This window comes from Lamprocystis purpurea DSM 4197 (assembly GCF_000379525.1).
GTDB classification, from domain to species: Bacteria; Pseudomonadota; Gammaproteobacteria; order Chromatiales; family Chromatiaceae; genus Thiodictyon; species Thiodictyon purpureum.
Genome location: NZ_KB902431.1, coordinates 1 through 2549, shown reverse-complemented (window position 1 = coordinate 2549; position 2549 = coordinate 1). Strand labels below are relative to the sequence as shown.

General features: G+C 50.4%; 2 protein-coding genes. Both read left to right on the top strand.

The window, feature by feature from the left end:
- The first annotated feature begins 385 nt into the window (after positions 1-385).
- Positions 386-1054, top strand: coding sequence for a hypothetical protein (locus A39O_RS0107760; protein WP_157639813.1), 669 nt, complete (start codon positions 386-388; stop codon positions 1052-1054).
- 715 nt (positions 1055-1769) lie between these two features.
- Positions 1770-2420 (top strand): hypothetical protein, encoded by a 651-nt coding sequence (locus A39O_RS40555; RefSeq protein ID WP_157639811.1) that lies wholly within the window; start codon positions 1770-1772, stop codon positions 2418-2420.
- Positions 2421-2549: the final 129 nt, after the last annotated feature.

Sequence of the window (2549 nt, the reverse complement as noted above, 5' to 3'; positions counted from 1 at the left end):
AGAAATAGCGCTGAACACGCCGATTTTTGGGCATGAACCGCGATGCTAACTCGCTGATTTAAAGATGCTCTCGGCTTATCTTCGTGCCATTCGGGGCAGACCACGTTTTCCCCGAAGTGAACAAAGAACGCCTAGGGATTACAGGGGTTACGGTGACAGTTTACTAAATGCACTGAATGCGGATGGGCGTTGAACGCAACCCGTAATTTCTGAATCTCGTAAACTGTCACCGTAATTTTGCCACCGTAATTCGGCACCAATCTGCGGCCTTCGCTCTCGCTCAGGCGGCAGATTGGCGCGGGCTGTGCTTGAGGTTCGGCGCTCACTGGACCGGACGACTGCGACATCAAGAACGAGCGGTTCGTTGTACTATGGGGGGGTGACCATGGAAGCAAGGGATATCAATACCAAGCCGAGCAATCGGGAGATAATGGAGATTGAGCTCAGGCCGTGGCAGCCTCGGTTTCCGAAACTTTCCATCTGGCTGTACGCCAAACCATATGGATTCCATCTCTCAGCAGTGTACTATGTTGCCTTAACGTGTCTGCTCATCCTCCTGGGGGTAGTCGTGTCCCTGCTGCTTCACGATGGTCTCTGGCTCTCTAGATCCGGCGCACTCATCATTGTGGTAAGCGTTCTTTTCGGGGTACATGGTCTGGAAGGCAAAATCGGCTCAGATATTCGGTACTGTAATGAAATACTGAAAGCCATCGAGGACGACGACTTTGCAAGAAGGAAGGACGCGTTCGGCGGATCGTTTAAGAAGAACCCGGACGATATTAAGGATATCTTCTTGCATTCATTCTCGCAGGCATTTGCCGGGAAGAGAGAGAAGGACTGGGGAGATAGAGTGGTGCGCAATACCGTGCGAATTGGTGCGGGCATTGCAATCGTCGGCACCCTCGTCTGGGGATTCGGAGACCTTCTTCTTTCGCCATCCCAGACATCTCCAGACTCTAATACGCGGAACACCCAAGCGAGAGTATCACCTGAGGAGTCAGTTCCGATGACAGTTTACTTAATTCGTGCACCGGCGAAGAACCAAATTGCCTAACGAACGCCCAAAGAGCGAGCGCGCGCCATCAGGGGTCGAACTGGTTTGCAGGGTCCGTGGGTGGCGCGCGCCGCCTTGGGCTGAACGTTAGGCTGACGTTAGCACCAGCATAAGTTGCGCCCGTTGTTGATGAGTAATGGTGGCTATCCGCAAGCGCCCGAGGTCGCCTCACATGATTCAAAGAATTCTTTGTCTTTTTGGATTTCATAACTTCCAGGAGTGGAAACCAGTTAGTGGACATGGATGCGTCAAGCAAGAACGACATTGTGCGCGATCAGGTTGTAACCATAGTCAACAGAAAAGCGAGCACATTTTTTTCTACACAGACGACTGCGCGAAGAGTAGCCAGCATTCCGTTAGGTGTCGCAATTGTGATTACATTAAGCTACAAGACCACGATTTGGTGGAAAGTGTCACGTCGGTAGGTAGTGATATCGGTGGCGGATCAGAGACCCACACGTTTACATGTACTAAGTGTGGCGCAACGACCGAGACGTCCTACAGTTGGGGAGCGACCGACACGAGGAACTGGCATCGATAGTGAAGAGGACATCTCTGGGCGGAAATAGGTCACTACCCCGCACAGCGTAAGCCCATGAAAAAATGCCTAACTTTCGGCCAAAGAGCGAGCGCGCGCCACGGAAGTTGTGCTGGTTTGCGGGCTCATCGGTGGCGCGCGCCGCCTTGGCCTGACCGTTAGGCAAGAGAGGAATATGTGGCACACGAAAAGATCTTAATTCTTGAGGCTCCTTGGTCATCCGATATTACAGACACTCGCGCAACTCGGGAAATTTACACATCGGCAGAAACGTTGCTGTCTGTTCATCCTGAACCAATAAGAATTATTCAAAGACCGCTTCTTTCAAATATGTATCTGAAAGATATTGAGCAATTTGTATCCCTCGATTGCAACAAGCGTGGTCCAAATGTCGTTATTTTGTCTGCGCACGGTAGCCACTCTGTTAACTCAGTTAACGGAACCAAGAGGCATTCGCGAACACTTTGCGCTTTTGATGGCGATATAAATATTAGCTCCCAAATTCAGACCATTAGGGCTAGTCTTCCTCGCACTATTTTTATTCTTGATTCTTGTGGCGTTGGAACAAGCATCCAGGCGTTTAATAGAGCCGCAGGTGCATTAGGAGCTTTTGGATTTTCTGAAACGGTTGATTGGATCGACTCGTCCGTATTTATCCTGGCACTTCTTTTGCATTTTCAATCTGCGGGTATTTTTCATTTGAAGCGAGCACGCACCAATACCGGAGTCACGCAACCAAGAACCCAGAAGGTTGTTCAAGAAATGGTTTCTGGTGTCTATAGTAGCCTTGCGAAATCGCTAGGTGTGCAATACGACTTTCGGCCTTAGGATAGCAAAATTACGAGGGAAAACCGGGGACAGAGGAAAACCGGGGACAGACCACGTTTTCCCCTGAATCCTCTGCGCCGGCAACGAAGAAAACCAAAGATCGCCCAACCTAGTCGTGTAACTCTGCGT

What these genes read in the sequence shown, in the direction of transcription:
- A39O_RS0107760 (WP_157639813.1), top strand. Translation starts at nt 386, where the DNA reads ATGGAAGCAAGGGATATCAATACCAAGCCGAGCAATCGGGAGATAATG.